Source organism: Streptosporangium fragile (assembly GCF_039534445.1).
GTDB lineage: Bacteria > Actinomycetota > Actinomycetes > Streptosporangiales > Streptosporangiaceae > Streptosporangium > Streptosporangium fragile.
Genome location: NZ_BAAAVI010000036.1, coordinates 12,166 through 36,187, shown reverse-complemented (window position 1 = coordinate 36,187; position 24,022 = coordinate 12,166). Strand labels below are relative to the sequence as shown.

Genomic DNA, 24,022 nt, shown 5'->3' with positions numbered 1-24,022 from the left:
ATGGCCGACATCAGTGGGCTACCGGGCTTCTACCGGATCGCCGAGGCCGACCCCGGCCGCCGCGCGGTCGTCGACACCGACGGAACCGTCACGACCTACGGCGAACTGCTCGCCACGGTCAACCGGGTCTCGCACGGCCTGCGGGAACGCGGTCTCGGCCGGGGCGACGTGGTCGCGGGAGTACTGCCCAACGGCGTCGACGCGGTGGTCATGCTGATGGCCACCGGGCAGATCGGGCTGTACTACGTGCCGATCAACTGGCACCTGACGGCCGCCGAGATCGACTACATCGTGACCGACTGCGACGCCGGGCTCGTCGTCGCCGACCCGTCCCACGCCGTCGAGGGCGCGCTCGGCGGCGTGGCCGAACTGGCCGAGGGGCAGCCGGAGACCGCGCCGGACGACCGGTCGAGCGGGGCCGTCATGTGGTACACCTCCGGTACCACCGGGTTCCCCAAGGGCGTGCAGCGGCCGCTGTCCGACAGCACACCGGAGGAGACCGTCCCGCTCTACACCTGGTTCCTCGGGGAGGTCTGCGACCTGCGGCCCGGTGACGGTGTCCACCTGGTCACCTCGCCGATGTACCACTCCTCGCCGTGCGCCCACACCATGTTCGCCCTCCACCTCGGGCACACCCTCGTGATCGCGTCGAAGTTCGAGCCGGAGACCGTCCTGGAGCTGATCGACAGGTACCGGGTGACCAACGCCATGATGGTCCCCACCATGTTCCACCGGCTGCTGCGGCTGCCGGAGGAGGTCCGCGGGCGGTACGACGTCTCGTCGCTCCAGCAGGTGATCCACACCGCCGCCGCCTGCCCGGTGGCCGTCAAAAAAGCGATCATGGACTGGTGGGGCCCGGTCCTGTACGAGTACTACGGCTCCACGGAGTCGACCATCGCCTTCGCCGTCAAACCGGGCGAGTGGCTGGAACGCCCCGGCACGGTCGGCCGCCCGGCCCCGACCTTCCAGGCGAGGATCCTCGACGAGGACGGCAAGGAGCTCCCCCCGGGCGAGCCCGGCATGATCTACGTCGCGTCGAACCTCGGCGGCTTCGAGTACCGCAAGGACCCGGCCAAGACCGCCGCCAGCATGCGCGGCGAGTGGTACGCCCCCGGCGACATCGGCTACCTGGACGAGGACGGCTACCTGTTCCTCTGCGACCGGCGCACCGACCTGATCGTCTCCGGCGGGGTCAACATCTACCCCGCCGAGATCGAGGCGGCGCTGCTGGAGCACCCGGCGGTGGCCGACGTCGCCGTGATCGGGGTGCCGGACGAGGAATGGGGCCACACCGTGGTGGCGCTCGTCCAGCCCTCGCCCGGCACCCGGCCGTCCCGGGAGGAACTGCTGGAGCACCTGGGTCCGCGCCTGGCCCGCTTCAAGCACCCCAGGGTCGTCGAGTTCCGCGACGAGCTGCCCCGCACCCCCACCGGGAAGCTCTCCCGTTCCCGGGTCCGGCAGGAGTACCTGGCCCGCTGAGCGGCCGTCGCCCGGTGCGGGGATCCGTCTCGCGGCGGGTCCTGTGGTGATCGTCCGGTGCGGGGATCCGTCTCGCGGCGGGTCCTGTGATGGTCGTCCGGTGCGGGGATCCGTCTCGCGGCGGGCCCCGGGGCGATCACCCCGGGGCCCGGAGCCCGCTCACGAACCCCGTCCCCGGGGTCACCGCGGCGCCGGAGCCGGGGTCTACCCGGCGGCCACCTCGGCGGACCCGCCCACGGCGGCCCCGACGGGTGCGCCCACGGCCGCCCCGGCAGGTGCGTCCACGGCGGCCCCGGCCGGTTCGCCCACGGCCGCCCCGGCGGGCCTGCCCAGCTCGGCGCGGAACAGCCGGTGCACGTTGCCGCCGATGATCTTCACGATCTCGTCGTCGGCGAAACCGTGCTTGAGCAGGGCCTCGGTGACCAGCGGCAGTCCGCTCGGCCCGGCCAGCCCTGGCAGGGTGGCGTAGACGTCGACGCCGCTGTAGCGGTCCTCGCAGCACGGCGGGGTCACGTCGTGCATGACCTCGCGGATGAAGTCCGGGCCCAGCCCCACGTGGTCGATCCCGCCGACGCTCACAATGTGCTCGATGTGGTCCACGAGGCGGTCCACGGTGTGCTCGGCCGGGTCCTCCGACAGGAAGGCCGGCACGAAGTTGACGCACACCACGCCGCCGGTCGCGGCGACGCCCCGGATCTGCTCGTCGGTGAGGTTGCGGTGGTGGTCGCGCAGGGCACGGGCCGAGGAGTGGGTCGCCATCACCGGGCGGGTCGCCAGCTCCAGCACGTGCGCCACCCCGGAGGCGCCCAGGTGGGAGATGTCGAAGATCATGCCGAGCCGCTCCATCGCGCGGACCGCCTCCACCCCGGCCTCGGTGAGCCTGCTGCCGGTGGCGTCCTCGCCGCTGCCGTCGGCCAGCGGGGTGCGGCCCCAGTGGGCGATCGAGGCGACCCGCACCCCCAGCCGGTGCAGCGTGGGCAGCAGCTCCACCGAGGCGTCCAGCCCCGGCATGCTCTCCAGGGCCAGGACCAAGGCGATCCTCCCCTCGGCGAGGGCCTGGTCGATCTGCGCGCCGTCCAGGCACAGCCGGACGGCGTCGGCGTTGCCCTCGGCCAGCGTGTGCGCGCACTCGATCATGCGCAGGGTCTGCCGGAGCGCGCCCTCCGGCCGGTACTGGTCGTCGATGAAGACCGGCAGCACCTGCAGGTCCACCCCGCCCTCACGCAGTTGGGGCAGCCACCGCTCACGGAAGAACGACGCCCATCGCCGGGGCGGTCGGGCGCTGACGGCCATCAGCAGGTCGTTGTGGGTATCGGCGACCACGGCGTCGCGGTGGAGATCGGCGGACACGGCAAGGCCCTTCTGCGCGGACGGCTCTCGTTCGGCACGACCGTATCGGCTGCCGGGCCCGTACGTCCGCCGCTGACTTCGCTCCGGGTCGGAGCGCCTTGTGCCGGGTTGGCTCGCCTCGCGCCGGTTGGAGTTCCTTGTGCCGGGTCGCCCTGCCTCGCGCCGGGTCAGCGTGCGAAGCGGAAGGCGGCCGGGCGCGGGGCCCGGGTGATGCGGCGGTAGAGGGTCGCGGTCGCCGGCCAGTTGTTGGTCACCCGACCGGCCGCGTTCTTGTACCAGCTCGTGCAGCCCGCCTGCCAGACCATGTCCGCCATGGCCCGGTCGAGGTTGCGCCGCCAGGCGGCCATCGCCTCCGGCCGCACCTCCATCGGCCCGCGTGCCGCGATGTGCGCCAGGCAGCCGAGGACGTAGCGCACCTGACACTCGATCATGAAGATGATCGAGTTGTGGCCGAGGTTGGTGTTGGGGCCGTACAGCAGGAACAGGTTCGGGAAGCCCGGCACCGCGATGCCGAGGTACGCCTCGGCCCCCTCCCGCCAGGCCTCGGCCAGGCGCCGCCCTCCCCTCCCGGTGACCTCCACCGGCGCCAGCGGGTCGGAGGTCTGGAAACCGGTCGCGTAGACGATCACGTCCGCCTCGCGGAGGCCGGCGGCGGTCTCCACCCCGCCGGGGACGATCCGGGTGATCCGGTCGGTGACGACGTCCACGTCCGGCCGGGTCAGCGCGGGGTAGAACTCGCTGTCGATGACGACCCGCTTGCAGCCGATCGGATAGGAGGGGGTCAGCTTGGCGCGCAGCGCCGGGTCGGGCACCTGCGCGCGCAGGTGGTCCAGGGCGTGCCTGCGCAGCGCTTCGGCGCTCCAGCCGCCCGCGAGGGCCGGGTAGAGGGTGGCCTCGACGTACCGGTGGATCCACTCGCGGTAACCGCGCTGCAGGAACGGAACGTAGCGGAAGGCGGTACGCAGCGCGGGGCCGAAGGTCGCGTCCGGCTTGGGGATCACCCAGTTGGGGGTGCGCTGGAAGACGTCCAGGTGCCCGGCCGCCTCGGCCACCCGGGGAATGAGCTGCGCCGCCGACGAGCCGCTCCCGATCACGGCCACACGCCGGCCGGTCAGGTCCGCGGAGTGGTCCCAGCGGGCGGAATGGAAGGCCGGACCCAGGAAAGATGACATCCCGGGAATGTCGGGCAGCTGTGGCCGGCTGAGCTGGCCCACCGCCGACACCACGACGTCGAACAGCTCCTCCCCGGCGGCGGTGCGGACCCGCCACCTGCCCAGCGCCTCGTCGAAGGCGGCACCGGTGACCGCGGTGTTCAGCCGGATCTTCGGCCGCAGGCCGTACTTGTCGGCGCACATCTCCAGGTAGCGCAGGATCTCCTGCTGCCCCGGATAGCGGCGGGTCCAGCTGGAGTACTTCTCGAAGGAGAAGGAGTACAGGTGTGAGGGGATGTCGCACCCCGCGCCGGGATAGGTGTTGTCGCGCCAGGTGCCGCCGACACCGGCCCCCGCCTCGAAGATCGTGTACGAGTCGACGCCGGCCCTCTGTAACTGGATGGCCATGCACAACCCGCCGAACCCGGCACCGATGATCGCGACAGTCGGACTCATGCGCGGCCCTTCTTCAGGTCAGTGTTCACTTACATTAAGCGATTCGCCTGCACCGGGGAATAGGCCGGTAGTCTGCGCACGTGCCAACCCTTGCCGACGTCGTCCAAGAGCTCGAATCCCTCTACGACCCCCGGTGGGCGGAGTCGTGGGACGCGGTCGGGCTCGTCTGCGGAGACCCCTCCGCGGAGGTACGCAAGATCCTGTTCGCGGTCGACCCCGTGGCCGCCGTCGCCGACGAGGCCCTCGACTGGGGCGCCGACCTGATCGTGACCCACCACCCGCTCTACCTGCGCGGCACCACGAGCGTCGCGGCGACCACCTTCAAGGGCCGCCTGGTCCACACGCTCATCAAGAACGACGTGGGGCTCTTCACCGCCCACACCAACGCCGACGTCGCCGACCCCGGCGTCTCCGACGCGCTCGCCCGCGCCGTGGGCCTGACCGGGCCGCTCGTCCCGCTCCAGCCGGCCGCGGACGATCCCCGGCGCGGCCTGGGCCGGATCGGCTCGCTGCCCGAACCCGTCCCCCTCGCCGAGTTCGCCCGGCGGGCCGCGGACGGGCTGCCCGCCACCGCGGGCGGCCTGCGGGTCGCCGGGGACCCCGACCGCCCGATCCGGCGGGTCGCGGTCAGCGGCGGAGCCGGCGACTCCCTGCTCGGCGCGGCCCGCGCCGCCGGGGTGGACGTCTTCCTCACCGCGGACCTGCGGCACCACCCGGCGAGCGAGTTCGTGGAGGCCGGCGGCCCCGCCCTGATCGACGCGGCCCACTGGGCCACCGAGTGGCCCTGGCTGGCCGACGCGGCGCGGCGCCTGACGTCCGCGTCGGCCGCCAGGGGGATTACTGTTGAGACGCGCGTATCCGAGACGGTCACGGACGCCTGGAACACAACAGCAAAGTGCGAGGATTTCACGTGAAAGCAGCCCCGGCGGCCCAGAAGCGTCTGCTTGACCTGGCCGAACTCGACTCCGCCCTCGACCGGCTGGCCCACCGCCGCCGCACCCTGCCAGAACTGGCCCAGATCGACGATCTCTCCACCCGCCTGGCCCGTGTCGCGACCCAGGTGATCGCCGCCGAGACCGAGGCCGGTGACCTCGCCCGTGAGCAGGCCAAGGCCGAGGGTGACGTCGACGCGGTCCGGGTCCGCGCCGAGCGCGACCAGAAGCGCCTCGACGCGGGCCAGGTGTCCTCGCCGAAGGACCTGGCCAGCCTCCAGTCCGAGATCGCCTCCCTGCACCGCCGTCAGAGCGACCTGGAGGAGGTCGTGCTGGAGATCATGGAGCGGCGCGAGGCGGCCGACGCGCAGGTGACCAGGCTCGCGGCCGAGCGTGACGAGCTCGCCGCCGCCCGCGGCGCCGCCGAGGACGTCAGGGACGCCGCCTTCGCCGAGATCGACAAGGAGCGGGGAGAGGTCCAGGTCAGGCGGGCCGAGGTCGCCGGAGAGATCCCGGCCGACCTGCTCGGCCTCTACGAGAAGCTCAGGGAGCAGTTCGGCGTGGGCGCCGCGATGCTCCAGGGCAGCCGCTGCCTGGGCTGCCGCACGAGCCTGTCCATCGCGGAGATCAACCGGATCAAGGCGACCGCGCACGACGAGGTCGTCCGCTGCGAGGAGTGCCGCCGGATCCTGGTCCGTACCGCAGAGTCCGGCCTGTGACCTCCTACATCGTCGAGGCCGACGGCGGGTCCCGGGGCAATCCCGGACCCGCCGGCTACGGCGCCGTCGTCAGGGACGCGGCGGACGGCCAGATCCTCGTCGAGACCGCCGAGGCCATCGGGACCCAGACCAACAACGTCGCCGAGTACCGCGGGCTGATCGCGGGTCTCGACGCGCTCATCGCGCTCGCGGGCGACGGCGCGGCGGTCGAGGTCCGGATGGACTCCAAGCTGGTCATCGAGCAGATGGCGGGCCGCTGGAAGATCAAGAATGAGGGTCTGCGTCCACTGGCCCTCCAGGCCGCCGCGCTCGCCCGGCGCCTGCGCGTCACCTGGAAGTGGATCCCCCGGGAGCTGAACAAGGACGCCGACCGCCTGGCCAACGAGGCCATGGACGCCGCGGCCAAGGGCCTGCCCTGGCGCCTCGCCGGCGCCGCGGGCGGATCACCTGGCCCTTCGGGCACGCCGGGTGTCTCCCGCGCGCCGGGTGTCTCCGGCGTGGAGGGCGGCGGCGTGGCCGCGACCCGCACCGGCGGCGGGGTTCCCGCGGAGGACCTCCTCCTCTTCGACCCCGGAGACCTCGGCACCGGCGCGGAGGCCGGGGCCGATCCCGGGACGACCGATATCGGGACCGGCGCGGGGGTGGGAGCCGGCACCGGCCCCGGGAGCGACACCGCCGAGCCGCACGGGCGGTCGGCAAGCGCCACCGCCACCCGCACCGGCACCGGCTGGCGCGCGCCCACCGCCGTCGCGACCTCGCTGTACCTGCTCCGGCACGGCGAGACCCCGCTCTCCGTCGAGCGCAGGTTCTCCGGGCTCGGCGATCCGGAGCTCACGCCCAACGGCGTCGCCCAGGCCCAGGCCGCCGCCGCCCGGCTCGCGGGAGACCCGTACGGCATCCAGGCGATCGTCAGCTCGCCGCTCAAGCGCGCCCGTGCCACCGCCGAGGCCGTCGCGGCCCGGACCGGTCTCGAGGTGGTCGTCGAGGAAGGGCTCAGGGAGACCGACTTCGGCCAGTGGGAAGGCCACACGTTCACCGAGATCCAGCGCCGCTGGCCGGACGAGCTCGCCGCGTGGCTGGCGGACCCGTCCGCCGCGCCGCCGGGTGGGGAGAGTTTCGGGGAGGCGGCGCGGCGGGTCCAGGCGACCAGGGATCTGCTGCTCGAGCGCTACGAGGGGAAGCGGGTGCTGATCGTCTCCCACGTCACGCCGATCAAGATGCTGCTCCGGTTCGCGCTCCTCGCTCCCCTGGACGCGCTGTACCGCATGCATCTCGACCTGTCAGCTCTGTCCCTGATCGAGTACTACGCCGACGGCCCCGCGGTGGTGAAGGCGTTCAACGACACCTCGCACCTGCGCTGAACCGGCGGCCCGACGTCGATGACGGAACCGTCCGCGAGAAGCGTGTCCGCCCCCCTTACGGGCGCCCGCGTCCGCCGGTCGGCGGCGCGGAGGCTCGCGGTCGGTCCGTGGAGGTACGGGACCGTGTCCCCCGTCCCTCTGATCCATATTTGAGGGCAGAGCACTTGCCGCTCGGTTGGATCCCACTTGGGAGCCGTTAAGCTGGGGGACACGGCGGACGAGCCGGCCGGGCGGCCGCGTCGGGTCTCTTCGAGACCCGCCGAGGAAGGTCCGGGCTCCACAGGGCAGGGTGGTCGGTAACGCCGACCCGGGGTGACCCGCGGGACAGTGCCACAGAGAACAGACCGCCTCCCGCAAGGGAGGTAAGGGTGAAACGGTGGTGTAAGAGACCACCAGCGCCCACGGTGACGTGGGCGGCTCGGTAAACCCCACCCGGAGCAAGGTCAAGAAGGGACGCTCCCCGGAGCGTCCCGCGCGCGGCGTTCGAGGGCTGCCCGCCCGAGCCGCGCGGGTAGACCGCTTGAGACCGGCGGCAACGCCGGTCCTAGATGGATGGTCGCCCCTTCGCACCCGCGAAGGACAGAACCCGGCCTACAGGCCGACTCGTCCGCCCCACATGGCATCTACCTGCGCGAACAGTCCTTAGTGGATCAAGCGGACTGCTCTTGTGTCATCAATTTGTCAACGGATGCGTCCTTGTCAACGCTGAGCGCGTCATCGATCGCGGCTCGGGTCACCTCTTCCGACTCGGGGTAGAGGTGACCATAGGTGTCCATCGTCTCTGCGATGGATGCAAGCCCCACCCGGACCTGGACCACCTTGGGGGAGGCGTTCCGGGCGATCAGCAGTGAGGCGTAAGTGTGCCGAAGAGCATGGAAGCTTGCCCCGTCAGGGAGATCACAGGTGCCTGCTGCACGGTGCCATGCGGGGTTGAAGGTGCTGCGCCGTAGCGAGTTTCCCCGTGACGAGGTGAAGACCAGCCGGACCACTTCCTTACGGCCATCTACCCACGTCACTTCGTGATCCTTGGCTGGATAATCGGCCAGGTGCTGAGCCGGAGCATTGATGACCGTCTCCGGGAGCGGGATGGTTGGGGCCGATGCTTTGGTCTTCGGAGTGTCGAATAACCCACCTTGGACGATCTGACGATCTACCGTGAGGGTTTTCCGGAGGAAGTCGATCCGATTGACGGTAAGGCCTGTATTAAAGATCTTGTGACAAGATCGTGGGATGCTGCGACTCACCGATTTCATCATCGACTGCCCGGACACGATGAAGCTGGCGGCCTTCTACTCTGAGGTGACGGGCCGTCCGATCAAGGAAGGCAGCCACGAGGACTGGGCCGGCATCAAGTTCGGCGAGGTCGAGCTGGCCTTCATCCGGGTGGACGACTACCGCGCTCCGCAGTGGCCCGACAGCGAGCACCCCAAGCAGTTCCACCTCGACTTCGAAGTGGACGAGATCGAGTCCGAGCAGCGCCGCGTCCTCGACCTCGGTGCGACGCTGCAGCAGGACTTCATCGGCCCCGACGGCTACGGCTGGCGGGTCTACACCGATCCGATCGGCCACCCCTTCTGCCTGTGCCGCAACAAGGGCGTCATCTGGACCGACCAGGGCCTGATCTGGCCCTAGCCATGGGTCGGCCACCACGCCCGTACAGGTCGCGATCGCGCTGTGGCTGATCACCGAACCGGTTGACGGCGATCGAAGGTCCGGGCCTCCTTCGTCAGCCCGGCCCACCGTCTCGGAGGGCGCGGAGGGGTGCACAGGCCGAGGGGGCCGGGGCCACTGGGCACGAGACCGAGAGGCCGAATCTCAGGTGCATCCGTACTGGTTGACCCCATGATCGTCGTGCCGGATTCGTGCCAGATGCAGCGGGCGATCATGGTGAATCACGGGGAACAGCGGGGAGTCGCACCGCCCCTGGCAGGACCTATGATTCCGCAGGTCGGCGCACGAAGATCAGTGACCGCTTCCCAAGCTGACAGTGTCGCCCGATTCCTTCCTCGCCGGCCTTAACGGATCATCCGGCGCTCAGCCAATATTGGAAATATGAGCCGGTGGACTTGAGTACGACGGGATCACGGTGTGGTGCTGGCCAAATTCGGAGAAGGTAGCGATCAATCACCACATCAAAAGTGTCTGCTTCGCGGGCGGCGTCCATTCCATATGCGTGATACCGGAAGCGGTAGGTCCCGGGGCCAACGGACAACGGGGGAATTCCGTGGACGCCTCCACCTCCCCACTCATACAGCGAGACGTGGCCTGATGGCGACTCGAAGCTGATCTCTACTACGTCCTCATAGCCCTCAAGGTCGGCGCCTGGGTCCTGATCGGCTACAGCTACCGTGAAACTCACCGTTCCCGTGTGAAGGCCGGTGATCAGGAAGGCATTGCCCTTCTCCACTCGGATGATTCCAACAGGGTGAGTCGGAGAGTCGTCCAACATGCCGTCTGGATAACACTCGTCATCAGCGTCGACGAGGTATGCCTGGCTGTAGTGCACTTGGAGATCCATCTGCGTGGTTTCCACCGCAGGAGTTCCTTCTCTTTTCACAGCCGAGGAGCGTAGAGGGCTCTACCGAAAAGATCACCGCGCTAACGAGACGGCGGACAACCAGCTCGGCAAGATCCAGCAGACAGGACTGGCCGAAGCCGTTGACGCTTATGCACTCTCCGGGCTCGAAGGCATCCGCAAGCCCGACATCGGCCTGTTCGAGATCGCCGCCGAGCGATGCGGCATGGCTTTTGCCGATGGGGGATGGACGGTCGGTGACCACCTCGTTGCTGACATCGGCGGGGGATGGGCCGCCGGCCTCCGTACCATCTGGATCGACCGGGGACGTGGTCCGGCGAAGAGCCCGAGGCGGACCACGTCGTCATGGACGTGCTTCAGGCGATGGAGATTCTCCTCGCAAACCGGTGACCGGCCCGGAGGCCGAGACGGCGTGAGCCGCGGATCTTGCTAACGCGGATGCTGACAACGGGTCTGGACGGCCCCGGACGAGCATGGGCTGAGGAACCCTGTAGAGCCCGCCCGACCGGGCCGGGAAGACGGCTGTGGACGGTCCTGGACGGTCGTGTCCTCACTCGTAATGAAGGGGGTAAGGGGTCAATTCTGCGTGGATGGCTCCATGCCAGAGGCTCCCGCGGGTCACCGGCGGGAGCCCTGTGCTTACACCCTTGCTGACAGCGCCATGGATCCGGTGGCTTCGCCCGGAGCAGGATGGTGCGTTTCCTTGAGACTGTCAGAAGCCCAGAACCAGATCTGGTGCGAACTCGTCGCGCCGGCCTGTGAACTCCTGGCCTGGATGCAGATGCTCGCCCCGAACGGACCGGCCCGCCGCTACGAGCCCAAACGCCTGCGGTTGTGCCTGCCGGCCGTGGCCGGACGACTCGACGATGCCGGGCCGGGACCACGGAGTTCGTGCCGGAACCCGGATTCGCGCGTCGTCGACAGGACGCGACGGTAACGGCGGCATACCGCAACACGCCGCTACCGGTCAGGTTGCCGTTGAATTCTTACGCGCGCTTGTCGGCCGGGTGAGCTTGACGATGCCCGCGGCCTTCGCGAGCAGCCGCTGCTCCACGATTCGCTCTTCTCGGCGGTCAGTCCGGGGAGCCGGTCGGTTCCAGCATGGGCACGAGGAACTGCCGGGCCACCGCGGCCAGTTGCTCGTCGTCGTCGAGGTCGATGACGTGACTGGGGATCGCCAGGAAGGAGGCGGAGATCCGGACCATCAGTTCGGCCGCGAGGTCGGTGTCCAGGTCGCTCGACACGTTGCCCGCGCGTTGCTCGCGGCGGAGCTGGCCCGCGACGAACTGCCGCACGGTGGCGAGGGTTCGGCCCCCGTCGTTGATCATGGAGGGTACGAGCAGGTCCGGTTCCGCGGTGATCAGACCGCCGATCAGCGGGTTGCGCCGGATGGCCCGCAAGGAGCTCACGAAGCCCAGAACCACCCGGTCGGCGGCGGTGTCGGCGTGTTCTATGTCGATGAGGAACTGGTCGAAGTATCGGCGGAACTCTCGACGTACCAGGTGTTCGACCAGCGCGTCCTTCGTGGCGAACCGCCGGTAGACCGTGATCCGCGAGACCCCGGCCCGTCGGGCCACGTCCTCCATGGTGGACCGACGGATACCCATCCGGCGGAACTGCTCATACGCCGCATCGAGTATGCGCGCACGGGTCTCGTCCATGTCGTCGACCCGTTCGACGGCATCAATGTACGCGCGCTCCAGCAACGACTCCGAGCCCGACGGCGCCATGAGAACGGACAGCGCAGGTTCCACGATCACCTCCTATGACTGATTCTGCCTCAGTCGCCAACAGTCACGCGATGGGCCTTGTGATGACCGTCACGGTGTGCTGTTATTGATGATACGCAGATCCATAACGCGTTTCATCGTATCAGAAGGTGCTCCCGGCCTCGTCGAGAAGGAGGAGCGAAGGCATGGGTGAACTCAGCAGGCGCAACGTGTTGAAAGCGGGCGGGGCGTTGGGCGCACTCGGTGCGCTGGGCGTCGCGGCACCCGCGCGGGCGCACGTACCGTGGACGTGGTCGGCCAAGGGCTCGGTGGTGGGCACCGGGGCAGGCGTCGACCCGCGGTGGGTGTGGGACGCGGAGGCCGACCCGTTGGTCGCCTCGCTGCTCGACCGGGGTGATGTGCCCAGGGTCAACGAGCTGCTGCGGACCTGGACCAAGAACGGTCAGCCGTTGCCGGCCGGGCTGCCGGCGGACCTGCGGGACTTCATGGAGCGAGCCCGTCAACTGCCATCGTGGGCCGACCGGCGCAAACTGGCCACCGCGGTCGAGTTCAACAAGAAGCGGGGGCCCTACCTCGGCGTGTTGTACGGGCTGGCCAGCGGCATGATGAGCACGGTCATCCCCAAGGAGGCGCTCGCGGTCTACTACTCCCAGGGCGGCGCGGACATGAAGGACCGCATCTCCAAGACGGCCAAACTCGGGTACGACATCGGGTCGCGGAATGCCTATCAGCCCGATGGCGAAATGATCGTGACCTGCGTCAAGACCCGGCTGGTGCACGCGGCGGTGCGACACCTGCTGCCGCAGTCCCCGCACTGGTCGGAGGTCGCCGAGGAAGAGATTCCGATCAGCCAGCGAGACATGATGGTCACCTGGCACAGCCTGCCCACGACCGTCATGCAGAAGCTGACCGCGTGGAAGGTGCCGATCCCCGCCGCCGAGTCCGAGGCCTTCCTGCACTCGTGGCAACTGGGCGCGTACATGCTCGGCGTCAAGGAGGAGTACATCCCCGCGTCGTGGGCCGAGGCCAATACCCAGGCCGAGCAGGTCCTGGACCCGGTGCTGGCTCCGACGACCGAGGGCGTCAAGCTGGCCGACATCCTCCTCAACCTCGGCTCCTCGGTCGATGGCGGTATCCTCAGCAAGCCCATACTCGGCGCGTTCACGCGCTTCCTGCTCGGCGATCAGATCGCCACATGGCTGAAGATCCCCAGGGAGCCGATCTGGGACCCGCTCCTCAAAGTGGCCTGGGGGCCCTTCATCGCCGTCCGCGAAGGCCTGCTTCCATTCCCGCTGGCGCCGGAGGCCTACTGGCTCTTCGACGAGTTCCTTCGCAAAGCAGCCCTGCTCTTCCTGTCCGAAGCGCGGCCGATCAGCATCGAGATTCCGGATACCAACCGCCCGTCCTGATCAGGACTGTCCGGGGCGGACCGATGACCCCGCGGGTGGAGGAAAGACTCCGGCTCCGGCCTGCCGTTCCGCAGGCCGGGGCACCGCTACGGGCTTATAGGACTCAGGGAGGAGTTCAGGACATGACGGAGTTGAGCAGGCGCAAGATGTTGATCTCAGGCGGGGCTTTGGGCGCGCTCGGAGCACTGGGGATGGCGCCCCCGGCCCAGGCGCGCTCCCTGATGGCCTGGACCTGGGCGTCGAGCGGTTCGGTCGCGGGTTCCGGCGCCGGCGCCGACCCGCGGTGGGTGTGGGACGAGGAGGCCGACCCGTTGGTCGCCTCGCTGCTCGATCGCGGCGCCGTGCCCGAGGTCAACCGTCTGCTGTGGGACTGGAACCGTAATGATCAGCCCTTACCCCAGGGGCTGCCGGAGGATCTGCGGTCGTTCATGGAGAAGGCACGTCGGCTGCCGTCGTGGGCGGACCACGGCAAGCTGAACACCGCGGCCGAGTTCAACAAGTCCAGAGGGCTGTACCTCAATCTGCTCAACGGCGTGGGCGGCGGCATGCTGGCCACCGCCATCCCCAACGAGGCCCGCTCCGTCTACTACTCCAAGGGCGGCGCGGACATGGAAGATCGCGTCGCCAAGACAAGCATCCTGGGATTCGCCGTCGGGGCCCTGAACGCGTACCGGCCCGGCGGCTCGTGTGTGGTCGAGGCCGTGAAGACCCGGCTGGTGCACGCGGCGGTACGACACCTGCTGCAGAAATCTCCCCACTGGACCGGCGGCATCCCGATCAGTCAGGAAGACATGCTGGTCACCTGGCACACCCTGCCGACCTACGCCATGCGCAAGATGCTCGAGTGGAAGGTCCCGATCAGCGCCGCCGAGTCGGAGGCGTACCTGCACGTGTGGCAGGTGACCGCGCACATGCTCGGCATCAGGGACGAGTACATCCCCGCCACCTGGGACGCGGCCAACGCCCAGTCCGACCAGGTCCTGCCCCGGAACATGGGACCGACACCCGAGGGTGTGAAACTGACCGACATCCTGCTGGGCCAGCTTGCCGAGCAGACCAGTCCCGGCAGTATCAGCCGGCCCCTGTGCAACGCGCTCGCCCGGTACCTGGTCGGCGACGAGGTGGCCGATTGGGACGGCATCAAGCGCGAGCCGGTGTGGGACCGGGTGATCCCCACCGCCTGGCCGGCATTGGTGAGATTCCGCGAGGGCCTCGTTCCGCTGCCGCTGGTCCCCGAGGCTGCCTGGGTCCTCGACGAAGCCGCGCGGAAATACATCCTGTTCTATCTCACCAAGGGCAAGGAGACCAAGATCGAAATCCCCACGACCAACCGTCCCGGCTGAGCCGGATGATGACGGGATCGAATGGTGACGGGCCGGCCGAGGCCATCGGGCGGCGCCGGTTCCTCGGGTACGTGCTGGCGGCTCCGACCCTGGTGGCCGCGGCCGAACTCAGGCCGACGCCGGCGGCCGATGCCCGGCTGCCTTCGCCGGAACTCACGGAACTGCTCGACCTCAACGACATGATGACCGCGGCGGCGCTGCCGACCTCGGGCCTGATCTCGGTCGAGGTCAACCGGGACGGCACGGTGTCGTTCGCGCTGCCGCGGGCCGAGGTGGGGCAGGGCATCACCACCTCGACGGCCATGTTGATCGCCGAGGAGATGGCCGTGCCGCTGGAACGGGTGCGGGTCACGCTGGCCGATGCCCGGCCGGAGCTGCTGTTCAACCAGCTCACCGGCGGGTCGAACACGACCATCGCGACCTACATCCCGATCCGGGTCGCCGCCGCCATCGCCCGGCTCCGGTTGTTGGCGGCCGCGGCGACCGAACTCGGCTCGGCGGTCACCGACCTGACGCTGAAGGCCGGGGTGATCACCGATCGCTCCGGCGGCGGCATCGACATCGGCGCGCTCGCCGAGAAGGCCGCGAGCATGCGGACCCGGCAGGTCTCCGTGGAGCTCACGTCGCGTGAGAGCTTCACCGTCATCGGCAGACCGCACAACCGGATCGACGCGCTGGAGGCGGTGACCGGGCGCAAGAAGTTCGCGATGGACCTCGACGTCCCGGACGCGAAGCCGACGATGGTGTGCCGCCCGCCGACCATCAACGGCAAAGTCGGCTCGGTGGCCAACCTCGCCGAGGTCCGCACCATGCCGGGCGTCACCGACGTCGTGGTGATCTCCACCGGGGTGGCGGTGCGCGCCGAGACCTTCGGCCAGTGCATCGACGCCGTACGCGCCCTGCGGGTCTCCTGGAAACCCGGTAGCGCGGAGGGAAAATCCGACGAGACCGTGCTCCGGGAGCTGGAAGCCGCGGAACTGCCGCTCGGGTTGAGGCCGCCGACCCCGACCGTCGAAGGCAAGTTCACCTTCTACTTCCGCAGCAACAGCGCGCTGGAACCCAACTGCGCGATCGCCGACGTACGGGCCGACCGCGCCGAGATCTGGTCGGCGCTGAAGTCACCGATCGTCGCCAAGCAGACCATCGCCGCCAAGCTCGGGCTGCCGCTCGGCAGGGTCACCGTGCACGTCACCGAAGGCGGTGGTTCCTTCGGGCGCAAGCTGTTCTTCGACGCCGCGCTGGAAGCCGCCGAGGTGTCCCAGCGGATCGGCAAACCCGTCAAGCTCATGTGGCACCGCGCCGACGACTCCCGCCAGGGCCGCACCCACTCGATGGCCACCTCGCGGGTACGCGTCGCCTACGCCGGCGACACCGTGCTGAGCTACAAGCAGCGGCACACCAGCGTCTCCACGGACCTCGGCCACGGGCTCGGCGAGATCATCACCGCCATGGCCGCGCGGCTCCCGGTGGGCGACATCGGCTTCTCCGAAACGTTCTTCCAGCTCAGTCAGGCGATGTCCTACGACTTCGGGGTGAGCAGCCGGCTGCTCAGCGAAACGGACAAGGGCTTCAACACCGGCAGCATGCGCAACGTCTACTCGCCCGACGTCACCTGCGCCCGGGAGCTCATCGTCGACCGGCTCGCCGCGAGGATGGGCAAGGACCCCTACCGGTTCCGGCACGACTTTCTCCGCGATGATCGCTCCCGGGCGGTGTTGGCGAAGGTGGCCGAGGCCGGCAACTGGGGGCGGCCGATGCCGGCCGACACCGCGCAGGGCATCGCGTTCCACGCCGAGTACAAGTCCGTCAGCGCCGCGCTGGTGGAGATCGACTGCCGGCCCGAAACCGTCAACCGCCCCATCCGCGACGGTGTGACCGGACCACGTGTCACCAAGGTGGTGTTCGCCGTGGACGTCGGCCTTGCCGTCAACCCGCGGGGTCTGGAAGCGCAGATGATGGGCTGCATCATGGATGGCATCGCGCTGGCCCTGACCTCCAGTCTGCATCTGCGCGATGGATACTTCCTGGAAGCGAGCTGGGACAACTACTTCTACACCCGGCAGTGGAACACCCCGCCCGAACTCCAGATCATCGTCATGCCCAGCGCCTCCGAGAAGCCCGGCGGTGCCGGGGAACTGGGCGTCGCCGCGTCGATGGCCGCGGTCGCCTGCGCGTACGGCCGCGCGACCGGAACGATGCCCACCAGCTTCCCGATCAACCACGGCACGCTCTCCTTCACTCCCAAACCGACTATTCCGCCCATTCCTCCATCCCCGACCGACGGCCTGAACCACGCCCGTTGAAACAAGGAGAACTGAGTGCCCGAGCACACTTTTCGCGTCAACGGCGAGCAGGTCACCGTCAACGTCGCCGGCGACGTGCGCCTGCTGTGGGTGCTGCGCGACGTTCTCGGCATCACCGGACCGAAGTACGGCTGCGGCATCAACGTCTGCAAGGCGTGCACCAGCCACCTCAACGGTAAAGCGGTCAACCCCTGCGCGATCCCCGTCAAAGATCTCCAGCCGACCGACGAAGTCACCACCATCGAAGGACTTCCGGCCAAGGTCGGCAAGGACCTGCACCCCATGCAGCAGGCATGGCTCGACCACGACGTCGTCCAGTGCGGCTACTGCCAGCCCGGCCAGATCATGGCCGCCGTGGCGCTGGTCCGCCGTGCCGCCGCCGAAGGCCGCGAAATCACCGACGCCGACCTCGACGGCCTCCGCAACATCTGCCGCTGCGGCACCTACTTCCGTATCCGCGAAGCCATCAGAGCCGGCGCCGAGAACATGTGAGGCGCATGTGCGGGGCTGATCCGAGAATCACGCAGGCCGGCGGGCGGGCGGGCGGCAGACCCCGGCTGTGGATCGTCAATCGGGAAGGTCGGGACGGCAGGGCGGCCCGGCCACCTGGCCGACGTCCCGCGCCGGGCTCGTTCCCGCCCGGCGAGACCCGGTGAGGGCCCGCCGAGGATGGCTCCGGGTTCATAACAATCATCGCGTCGGGCGTAACTCCAGCCTGCCGGGGCGCTGATTGACAGGCATGCGCCCATCCGCAGGGTTTCACCGTCGCCGTCCCGAGCGCCTCCCCTCTCTGCGGGCCCGCTCATCCATTCCGGTTCCGGGGGCGACCGGCTGCGGGGAGCGGCGGATATCTGTTAACCATGTCAACGCGAAATGCGCGTCCCATTTTCCGGTGAACGTGTACTCTGCTGAAGATAGTGGTGATCTATCTAACTACGGCATGAGAGTGTGTCGATTGCCGCTGGGGTCCGTTCCCAGCCCCGACCGTGGGGAGAACGAGGAGTGCCTGTGAACCTGGGCCGGGTGGCGAACCGGTTCCGTCTCCTGGGAGCCATCGGCAAGGGCAACATGGGGGAGGTTCACCGCGCCGAGGATCTGTGGGCGGTCGACGACGCCAAGGACCGCGTGGTCGCGGTGAAGCTGATCCTGCGCAGCCGCTCCGGTGCGAGCGTCACCTCGCATGCCGACGTCAAGGCGGTCCAGCGGTTCGACCGCGAGGTGCGCATCATGCGCAGGCTCGACCATCCCAACCTCCCCCGCACCATCGACGGCGGTGTGGACGACACCGGCCTGCCCTACCTCGCCATGGAGTTTCTGGACGGGGAAACCCTGCGAGACCTGGTGAACGAGCATCCGCAACTGCCCATCGCCTGGGTCGCGGCGCTGGGCGCGCAGATCGCGAACGGTCTGTCTGCGGCGCACACCGCCGGTGTCGTTCACCGCGATCTCAAGCCCTCCAACGTGATGCTGCTGCGTGGAGGCGTGGTCAAGGTCCTCGATTTCGGCATGGGCAGGATCGCCGACGACATCGAGAACGGCAAGGTGACGAGCACGGGTGTCACGGTCGGCACCGCCCGCTACATGGCACCCGAGCAGTTCCTCGCCTCGGCGGTGACCCAGGCGGCCGACCTGTACGCCCTCGGGTGCATGCTGTTCGAACTCCTCACCGGGGTTCCACCGTTCCACAGTGAGTCCGCGCACGAGCTCGGGCAGAAGCACCTCACCGAACCGGCGCCCCCCGTACGATTACTCCGCTCGGACGTCCCCGAGGATCTGGTGAGACTCGTCGAGCGGCTGCTCGCCAAGGACCCGGCCGACCGGCCCGCCGACGCGGTCGCCGTCCGGGAGGCCCTCCTGCCGTTCGCCGAAGGCGAGGGGCACGTCCCCGGCTGGGACGGCTTCGATCCCGTACGCCACCTCACGACCGTGCGTGCCGAGAGCCGCACTCCCAAGCCATCCACCGACCCCGTGAACACCCCGGGGCCTCGGCAGGCCGCATCCGGTATGGACGTCTTCGGCGTGCACCGCAAGCTCATCGAGGACTACCGCTCGTTCACCGAGGGCGGCACGATCATCCGCGACGACCGGATCGCGGCCTTCGTCGAGAACGACCTGGACGCCAAATCCCAGTGGCCCGACCCCTGGCTGTCGTTGAACCCGTTCTTCGCCTCGGGCGGCACCGTCCTGGAGCTCGCGAACGAAGGGGTGCTGCACCCGGAGTGCGCGCGCATCTTCCAGGCGGGCAAGACCAAGGACGGCACGGTGTGCGACGGCCGCCCGCTCACGCTCCACCGGCATCAGCGTGAGGCGATCGACACCGCCCGGTCCGGTGCCTCCTACGTCCTCACCACCGGCACCGGCTCGGGCAAGTCCCTCTCCTACATCGTGCCGATCGTCGACAGGGTGCTGAAGGACCGCGAGCGGGAGGGCCCCAAGGCACGCAAGCGGGTCCGCGCGATCATCGTCTATCCGATGAACGCCCTGGCCAACAGCCAGGTCAAGGAGCTCAAGAAGTATCTGCAGGACGGCTACGGTCCCGGCCGCGAGCCGGTCACCTACGCCCGCTACACCGGTCAGGAGGATGACGAACGGCGCAAGGAGATCCGCGACAACCCGCCGGACATCCTGCTCACCAACTACGTGATGCTGGAGCTGATGCTCACGCGTCCGGATGACCGGCGCTCCCTCATCAGGATGGCGAAGGGGCTGGAGTTCCTCGTCTTCGACGAGCTGCACACCTACCGCGGCCGTCAGGGCGCGGACGTGGCCCTGCTCATCCGCCGGGTGCGCGAGGCCTGCCAGGCCGAGCACCTGCAGTGCGTCGGCACCTCCGCCACCATGTCCAGCGAGGGCACCGCCGAGGACCGGCGGGAGGTCGTCGCCCGTGTCGCCACCACCCTCTTCGGCGCCGAGGTGAGCTCCGGGAACGTCATCGGTGAGACGCTCGTGCGTGCCACCGGCGAGGCCCCCGACACGGTGCCGGCCGCGCGGCTCCGGGCCCCGGGGGCGCCGCGCGCCTACACCGACCTGGTGCGGGACCCCCTCGCCCGCTGGATCGAGACGCGCTTCGGTCTCGCCACGGACGAGGCGGGGCGCCTGGTCCGGCAGCGACCCGCCAAGATCGAGGAAGCGGCCGCCGAGCTCGCCCGGGACAGCGGGCTGACCGAGGACGTGTGCGCGGAAGCGATCCGCCGCACTCTCAAGGCCGGTTCGGAGGCCAGGCACCCGGTCACCGAGCGCCCCCTGTTCGCCTTCCGGCTGCACCAGTTCCTCTCCAAGGGAGACACCGTCTACGTCACCCTTGAGGACAAGCCGACCCGCCACCTGACGCGCGACTACCAGCTCGTCCAGCCCGGTTCGGACGGCAAGATCCTGCTCCCGCTGGCCTTCTGCCGGGAGTGCGGTCAGGAGTACCTGACCGTGTGGCGCACGGAGAAGGACGGCAGAGCCGTCTACGGCCCACGCCCGGACACCGCCGCCACCGGCGGCCGAGCCGGGGACGGCTACCTGTACATCGACTCCGACCGGCCCTGGCCGCGCACGCCCGAGGAGGCCATCGCCGACCGCCGCCTGCCCGAGTCGTGGCTGGAGATCGACGACAGGGGACAGGAGGTCGTCCGCACCTCCTACCGGGTGCGGCTGCCCAGTGCCGTCACCGTCGACCCGTACGGGGTCGAGGGCCGGGGTGAGCTGAGGGCCGCCTTCATCCCCTCGCCGTTCCTGTTCTGCCTGCACTGCGGGGTCAGTTACGAGCAGGTCAGAGGCAAGGACTTCGCCAAACTGGCACGACTCGACCAGGAGGGGCGCTCCTCGGCGACTTCCCTCGTCTCCGCCTCCATCGTCCGCTCCCTCAAGGAGGCGCCCGCCGAGGCGCTCAAGAAGGAGGCCCGCAAGCTCCTCACCTTCGTCGACAACCGGCAGGACGCCTCCCTGCAGGCCGGTCATTTCAATGACTTCGTGCAGATCACCCAGCTGCGCGGCGCCCTGTACCGGGCGGCCGTCGAGGCGGGGGAGGACGGCATCCGCCACGAGGAACTCGCCGCCCGCGTCGCCGGCGCGCTGGGTCTGGAACCGGCCGAGTACGCGCGCACCGAAGACCTGCCTCCTTCGCTGGCGCGCAACGCCGCCAAGACCCTGCGGGACGTCATCGCCTTCCGCCTCTACCTGGACCTCGAACGCGGCTGGCGCATCACCATGCCCAACCTGGAGCAGACGGGTCTGCTGAAGATCGATTATGAGGACCTGGAGTGGCTCGCCGCGAAGGAGGACCGCTGGTCCGGAACCCACCGGAAGCTGCGTGCCGCCGAGCCCGGCCGGCGCGCGGAGATCATGCGGGTGCTGCTGGACGAGCTGCGCCGCGCCCTCGCCATCGACGTGCAGCACTTCCGGGAGGACTTCGACACCCTCCAGCGCGCCAGCGAGGAACGCCTCGTCGACCCCTGGGTGCTCTCCGCGAGCGACCGCCCCAGAGTCGGCACCGCCTACCCGCAGGGGTCCAGGCCCGGCCTGGACCGCTCCGGCCTGTTCCTGTCCGGGCGCGGCAAGTTCGGCAAGTACCTGCGGCGCGTGCACTTCGGCAAGGACCTGCCGGTCGACGACGCCCAGCAGATCATCGTGGAACTTCTGGAGGTGCTCGCCAAAGCGGGACTGGTACAGGAGATCGCCGCGGCCCCGCAGCGCGCGGGCCGCTTCCGGCGCCCGGCGGGCCCGGCCGTCACCGGTTACCGCATCTCGGCCGCGGCCCTCATCTGGCGTGCCGGAACGGGCGAGACCGGCACGCACGACCCGCTGACCCGCACCTACCCCAGCGGCGACGGCCCCCGCGTCAACGCCTTCTTCCGCGACCTCTACCGGGGCGCGGCCGGCGCCCTCGGCGGCCTCGCCGCCCGCGAGCACACCGCCCAGGTCGCTCCCGAGGAGCGGGAGAGACGTGAGGACGCCTTCCGCAGCGCCGACCTGAAGCTGCTCTACTGCTCGCCGACCATGGAGTTGGGCGTCGACATCTCCGAGCTCAACGCCGTCATGATGCGCAACGTGCCGCCGACCCCGGCCAACTACGCGCAGCGCAGCGGGCGCGCCGGCCGGTCGGGGCAGCCCGCGCTCGTCACCACCTACTGCGCCACCGGCAACAGTCACGACCAGTACTACTTCCGCCGCTCCGAACGCATGGTCGCCGGAGCCGTCGCACCGCCGCGTCTCGACCTCGCCAACGAGGACCTCGTCCGCTCCCACGTCCAGGCCGTCTGGCTCGCCGAGACCGGGCTCAAACTGGGGCGCGCCATCCCCGGGGTCATCGACATCGGATACGCCGAGGACGCGCGTCGCCCCGATCCCGCTCTCCCGCTGCTCGACGACATCGCCGCGGGCTCGCGCGACCCCGGCGCCCAGGCCCGCGCCGTGGCCGCCGCCCGCCAGGTCTTCGGCGGGTTGCTGGCCGACTTCGCGGAGACCACCTGGTGGCACGACGGGTGGATCGAGGAGAAGGTCCGTGCCGCTCCCGAGGTGTTCGACCGGTCGTTCGACCGCTGGCGCGGGCTGTTCCGGGCCGCCCTCGCCGACCAGGCCGAGCAGAACCGGCGGGTCCTGGACCACACGCTCTCCGAGCGCGACCGCAAGATCGCCGTCGGCCGCCGCCGGGAGGCCGAGACCCAGCTCAACCTCCTCAAGAACGAGAGCGTGGACAGCAAGTCGGTGCTGTCCGACTTCAACCCGTACCGCTACCTGGCCAGTGAGGGTTTCCTGCCCGGGTACTCCTTCCCGCGGCTGCCGCTCGCCGCGTACATCCCCACGACCGGGCGCAGGTTCGGCGACGGAGACTACCTCCAGCGTCCCCGGTTCCTCGCGATCCGCGAGTTCGGGCCCGGCGCCCTCATCTACCACGAGGGCGCCCGCTACCAGGTCACGCGCATCCAGCTGCCGCCGGACACGACAGGTGACGTCGTCACCACCGACGCCCAGCGATGCACCGGCTGCGGCTACCACCACGACACCCGTGACCGTGACGACCGCTGCCAGATGTGCGACGAGCCCCTGCGCGCGACCACGCACGGGCTGCTCCAGCTGCACACCGTCTACACCAAGCGCCGCGAGCGGATCTCCTCCGACGAGGAGGAGCGCCGCAAGGCGGGCTTCCGGCTCGTGACCTCCTACCGCTTCCAGGACCACGGGCTGCGCCCCGGCCGCCGGGACGCCCTCGTCTCCGACCTCGGCGGCAGGCTCGCCACCGTCTCGTACGGCGACTCGGCGACCGTCCGCATCACCAACATGGGCCGCGTGCGCGCCAAGCCGGACGAACCGGACGGTTTCTGGCTCGACCCCGCCGACGGCCGCTGGATGACTGAGCGCGACGCCGGTGAGGCCTCCGGCGACTCCAGCGAGATGCCCGTCATCGACGCCGACGGCAACGAGAAACGCCGCAAGAAGCGCGTCATCCCCTACGTCGAGGACCGCCGCAACATCCTGGTGCTGAAACTGGACGAGCCGCTGCCGAGGCCGGTCGCGCTCTCGCTCATGTACGCGCTGGAACGCGGCATCGAGGCCGCCTTCGAACTGGAGGACTCGGAGCTGACCGGCGAGCTGCTCCCGCCGGACGACGGCCCCCGCGACCGGATGCTGTTCACGGAGGCGGCCGAGGGCGGCGCCGGTGTCCTGCGCCTGATGCAGTCCGAGCCCGGGGCGCTGGCCCGCGCCGCCGCCGAAGCCCTGTCCATCTGCCACTTCGACACCGACGGCACGGACCTGGGCGGCCCGCACCCCGACCGGCCCTGCGCCCTGGGCTGCTACGAGTGCCTGCTCACCTACGGCAACCAGCTCGACCACGGATCCATCGACCGTCACTCGGTGCGTGACCTGCTGCTGCGCTTCGCGGGCGCGCAGGCGCGGACGACCGGCCGGGGCGAGACCCGTTCGGAGCAGCTGGCGCGCCTGACCGCGCAGTCGGACACCGCACTGGAGGGCAGGCTCATCGCCTGGCTCAAGGAGCGCGGCCTGCGCCTGCCCGACGAGGCGCAGACCTTCGTCACCGAGGCGCTCGCCCGGCCCGACTACGTCTACCGGCTGCCCGGCGTCAACGTCGCGGTCTTCGTCGACGGGCCCGTCCACGACCACGCCGCCGTCGCCGAGCGTGACGCCGAGGCGGAGGAGCGGCTGTTCGACAAGGGCTGGGACGTGGTCCGCTTCCCGTACGACGGTGACTGGGCCACCGTCGCGGAGCAGTTCAAGCGCTACTTCGGGTCCGGCGCGGGCATCTGATC

At 69.7% G+C, this 24,022-nt stretch carries 16 protein-coding genes, 1 other RNA gene and 1 pseudogene; 13 read left to right on the top strand and 5 right to left on the bottom strand.

Annotation, left to right across the window (positions count from 1 at the left end; translation table 11 throughout):
• Positions 1-1,479 (top strand): AMP-binding protein, encoded by a 1,479-nt coding sequence (locus tag ABD841_RS23260; protein ID WP_344975555.1) that lies wholly within the window; start codon positions 1-3, stop codon positions 1,477-1,479.
• Positions 1,480-1,683: 204 nt separating this feature from the next.
• Here the strand turns inward: ABD841_RS23260 and ABD841_RS23255 are convergent, their stop codons facing one another.
• Positions 1,684-2,829 (bottom strand): dipeptidase, encoded by a 1,146-nt coding sequence (locus ABD841_RS23255; RefSeq protein ID WP_344975552.1) that lies wholly within the window; start codon positions 2,827-2,829, stop codon positions 1,684-1,686.
• A 167-nt stretch (positions 2,830-2,996) separates the two neighbouring features.
• Positions 2,997-4,436 carry a flavin-containing monooxygenase gene (locus ABD841_RS23250; RefSeq protein ID WP_344975549.1) on the bottom strand — a complete coding sequence of 480 codons (1,440 nt, stop codon included), beginning with the start codon at positions 4,434-4,436 and terminating at the stop codon, positions 2,997-2,999.
• Positions 4,437-4,516: 80 nt separating this feature from the next.
• On the opposite strand from ABD841_RS23250, the gene ABD841_RS23245 reads away from it, so the two are divergent.
• The 4 genes from ABD841_RS23245 to rnpB all read left to right on the top strand — a co-directional run bounded on the left by ABD841_RS23245 (position 4,517) and on the right by rnpB (position 8,058).
• On the top strand, positions 4,517-5,350 hold the full coding sequence (locus tag ABD841_RS23245; protein WP_344975546.1) for a Nif3-like dinuclear metal center hexameric protein: 834 nt from the start codon (positions 4,517-4,519) through the stop codon (positions 5,348-5,350).
• Positions 5,347-6,087 (top strand): zinc ribbon domain-containing protein, encoded by a 741-nt coding sequence (locus ABD841_RS23240; RefSeq protein WP_344975543.1) that lies wholly within the window; start codon positions 5,347-5,349, stop codon positions 6,085-6,087. Before ABD841_RS23245 ends, ABD841_RS23240 begins: the two co-directional genes overlap by 4 nt.
• A complete protein-coding gene (locus ABD841_RS23235) occupies positions 6,084-7,448 on the top strand; it encodes a bifunctional RNase H/acid phosphatase (RefSeq protein ID WP_344975541.1) in 1,365 nt (454 codons plus the stop codon). The genes ABD841_RS23240 and ABD841_RS23235 overlap by 4 nt, the downstream gene beginning before the upstream one ends.
• A 218-nt stretch (positions 7,449-7,666) precedes the next feature.
• An RNA gene (gene rnpB / locus ABD841_RS23230) (RNase P RNA component class A) lies at positions 7,667-8,058 on the top strand.
• A gap of 40 nt (positions 8,059-8,098) precedes the next feature.
• Here the strand turns inward: rnpB and ABD841_RS23225 are convergent.
• Positions 8,099-8,692 (bottom strand): site-specific integrase, encoded by a 594-nt coding sequence (locus ABD841_RS23225; protein ID WP_344975538.1) that lies wholly within the window; start codon positions 8,690-8,692, stop codon positions 8,099-8,101.
• Here ABD841_RS23225 and ABD841_RS23220 point away from each other — a divergent pair.
• The gene (locus ABD841_RS23220; RefSeq protein ID WP_344975535.1) at positions 8,679-9,080 is read left to right on the top strand and encodes a VOC family protein; all 402 of its coding nucleotides are present in this window, start codon (positions 8,679-8,681) and stop codon (positions 9,078-9,080) included. The genes ABD841_RS23225 and ABD841_RS23220 overlap by 14 nt on opposite strands.
• Positions 9,081-9,471: 391 nt before the next feature.
• Here ABD841_RS23220 and ABD841_RS23215 read toward each other — a convergent pair whose 3' ends face one another.
• The gene (locus ABD841_RS23215) at positions 9,472-9,981 is read right to left on the bottom strand and encodes a hypothetical protein (protein WP_344975532.1); all 510 of its coding nucleotides are present in this window, start codon (positions 9,979-9,981) and stop codon (positions 9,472-9,474) included.
• Between the two features lie 208 nt (positions 9,982-10,189).
• On the opposite strand from ABD841_RS23215, the gene ABD841_RS23210 reads away from it, so the two are divergent.
• Positions 10,190-10,417 carry an HAD hydrolase-like protein gene (locus ABD841_RS23210; RefSeq protein ID WP_344975672.1) on the top strand — a complete coding sequence of 76 codons (228 nt, stop codon included), beginning with the start codon at positions 10,190-10,192 and terminating at the stop codon, positions 10,415-10,417.
• Positions 10,418-10,705: 288 nt separating this feature from the next.
• Positions 10,706-10,846, top strand: a pseudogene (locus ABD841_RS40905) (IS1380 family transposase); the annotation flags it as partial.
• A gap of 211 nt (positions 10,847-11,057) precedes the next feature.
• Here the strand turns inward: ABD841_RS40905 and ABD841_RS23200 are convergent.
• On the bottom strand, positions 11,058-11,714 hold the full coding sequence (locus ABD841_RS23200) for a TetR/AcrR family transcriptional regulator (protein WP_344975669.1): 657 nt from the start codon (positions 11,712-11,714) through the stop codon (positions 11,058-11,060).
• 185 nt (positions 11,715-11,899) lie between these two features.
• On the opposite strand from ABD841_RS23200, the gene ABD841_RS23195 reads away from it, so the two are divergent.
• The 5 genes from ABD841_RS23195 to ABD841_RS23175 all read left to right on the top strand — a co-directional run bounded on the left by ABD841_RS23195 (position 11,900) and on the right by ABD841_RS23175 (position 24,020).
• Entirely contained in the window at positions 11,900-13,123 is a 1,224-nt protein-coding gene (locus ABD841_RS23195; RefSeq protein WP_344975529.1) for an oxygenase MpaB family protein, read from the top strand.
• Positions 13,124-13,245: 122 nt separating this feature from the next.
• Entirely contained in the window at positions 13,246-14,466 is a 1,221-nt protein-coding gene (locus tag ABD841_RS23190; protein WP_344975526.1) for an oxygenase MpaB family protein, read from the top strand.
• 8 nt (positions 14,467-14,474) lie between these two features.
• The gene (locus tag ABD841_RS23185; protein ID WP_344975524.1) at positions 14,475-16,769 is read left to right on the top strand and encodes a molybdopterin cofactor-binding domain-containing protein; all 2,295 of its coding nucleotides are present in this window, start codon (positions 14,475-14,477) and stop codon (positions 16,767-16,769) included.
• A gap of 15 nt (positions 16,770-16,784) precedes the next feature.
• Positions 16,785-17,261, top strand: a complete 477-nt coding sequence (locus ABD841_RS23180; RefSeq protein WP_344975521.1) for a (2Fe-2S)-binding protein — start codon at positions 16,785-16,787, stop codon at positions 17,259-17,261.
• 510 nt (positions 17,262-17,771) lie between these two features.
• Positions 17,772-24,020: a protein kinase domain-containing protein gene (locus tag ABD841_RS23175; protein WP_344975517.1), complete on the top strand. Its 6,249-nt coding sequence runs from the start codon at positions 17,772-17,774 to the stop codon at positions 24,018-24,020.
• The last annotated feature ends 2 nt before the right edge of the window (positions 24,021-24,022 follow it).

What these genes read in the sequence shown, in the direction of transcription:
- ABD841_RS23210 (WP_344975672.1), top strand. Translation starts at nt 10,190, where the DNA reads ATGGCTTTTGCCGATGGGGGATGGACGGTCGGTGACCACCTCGTTGCT.
- ABD841_RS23250 (WP_344975549.1), bottom strand. Translation starts at nt 4,436, where the DNA reads ATGAGTCCGACTGTCGCGATCATCGGTGCCGGGTTCGGCGGGTTGTGC.
- ABD841_RS23185 (WP_344975524.1), top strand. Translation starts at nt 14,475, where the DNA reads ATGACGGGATCGAATGGTGACGGGCCGGCCGAGGCCATCGGGCGGCGC.
- ABD841_RS23200 (WP_344975669.1), bottom strand. Translation starts at nt 11,714, where the DNA reads ATGGCGCCGTCGGGCTCGGAGTCGTTGCTGGAGCGCGCGTACATTGAT.
- ABD841_RS23195 (WP_344975529.1), top strand. Translation starts at nt 11,900, where the DNA reads ATGGGTGAACTCAGCAGGCGCAACGTGTTGAAAGCGGGCGGGGCGTTG.
- ABD841_RS23220 (WP_344975535.1), top strand. Translation starts at nt 8,679, where the DNA reads ATGCTGCGACTCACCGATTTCATCATCGACTGCCCGGACACGATGAAG.
- ABD841_RS23260 (WP_344975555.1), top strand. Translation starts at nt 1, where the DNA reads ATGGCCGACATCAGTGGGCTACCGGGCTTCTACCGGATCGCCGAGGCC.
- ABD841_RS23190 (WP_344975526.1), top strand. Translation starts at nt 13,246, where the DNA reads ATGACGGAGTTGAGCAGGCGCAAGATGTTGATCTCAGGCGGGGCTTTG.